Source organism: Bradyrhizobium sp. MI1.4 (genome assembly GCF_055811315.1).
In genome coordinates this window covers 1-1,482 of the sequence record NZ_JBVVPP010000122.1, presented here as the reverse complement: position 1 = coordinate 1,482, position 1,482 = coordinate 1, and the positions used below count along the sequence as shown (strand labels likewise).

Below are 1,482 nucleotides of genomic sequence, written 5' to 3'. Positions count from 1 at the left end.
TGCGTGACCGTCACGGGACCGCCGGCATCGATCTGGGCCTTGAACTTTGGCACCACCGAGCCATTCGACGCCAGCACATTGCCAAACCGGACCGAGATTAGCCGCATCGGCGGCCTGGCGCCGCCGGCGGCGGTCGCGAGGTCCTGATCGAGCGCCTGACAGTACATCTCGGCGAAACGCTTGGTCAGGCCGAGCATCGACACGGGCTCGATCGCCTTGTCGGTCGAGATCATCACCATGGCCTCAGCGCCGGCGGCAAGCGCCGCATCGGCGACGTTGATCGAACCGAAGATGTTGGTCTTGACCCCCTCGCTCCAGTCGCGCTCAAAGATCGGCACGTGCTTGAGCGCCGCGGCATGGAACACAATGTCGGGCTTGAACTCGGCCATCAGACGCATGACACGCGCGCGGTCGCGGATGTCGGCGATCCGCCCCTCGATCGCAGCGCCCGATCCATCCGACGCGAGTGTTTCCGTGACCGCATAGAGCGCCGGCTCGGAATTTTCCATAATCAGCAGGCGCGCGGCGCCGAACGCGACAACGCGCTCGCAGATCTCGGAGCCGATCGAGCCGCCGCCGCCGGTGACGATCACCGCCTTACCCTTGATCAGGGCTTCGAGCCGCGCGTAGTCGATGGTCTCACTCGGTCGCAGCAGCAGGTCCTCGACGGCGACGGCGGTCAGTCGCGGCGTGTCGCCGCTCTCGAGCGAGGGCATGCGGTTAACGATCAGGCCCAGCTTTCGCGCCCTTATCAGGATCGATTCCGGATAGGCGTCCGGCTCGAACGCCGACGGCGTCATCACCACGCGGGCAATCGCCTTGTTGCGCTTGGCGAAGTCGGCGATGACGTCCTCGATGTCATCGACGTCGCCCAGCACCGGCACGTTGCGGATGAACTGGCCGCGATCGGAACGGGGGCGATCAAGCGCGTCTGGCCGGTCGGCGTGCTATCGCCGTCGCTGCCGAGGTGCTGTTGCGCGGAATCGAGAGCGCATCCGCGGCGCGCCCGATCAGCAGCGTCGGTGCGGCGTGCTCGGTCCTGGCGTGGCGCCGCACCCGCGTGTAGCGAAAGTAGCGATAGGCCATCCGCGAGGCGCTGAGAAAGGTAATTTCAAGGAACCAGTAGAGGACGATCGTCACCTTGCCGAGGAAGAAGGCGCCACGGACGTTGGGGGCGACGAAGATGTAGTCGAGCGCCAGGAGCGCAACCGTCAGCACGGTCGCGACGCGAATGATGTTCAGCGCGTCGGGCAGCGAGATGAAGCGCCATTTCGTCGTGGTCAAGTTGAAGACGAAGAACACGACCACGCTGAAAGCGAGAAAATAGGGCAGGATCTGAATCAGCAGCGGCAGGCGGTCGAAGAAGCCGTCGCCGCCCTCGAAGCGCAGATAGAAGGCGGCGAACAGCGCCGCCGTGGTCGCCAGCAGGTCGTGGAGCGCGATCATGAAATTGCGCAAGGTGAGATGCGAAAGACGCGTCAT

1 pseudogene is annotated in these 1,482 nt (G+C 64.8%); it reads right to left on the bottom strand.

Annotation, left to right across the window (positions count from 1 at the left end):
* Positions 1 to 1,482: pseudogene (locus tag AC0L23_RS39885) on the bottom strand (SDR family NAD(P)-dependent oxidoreductase); the annotation flags it as partial.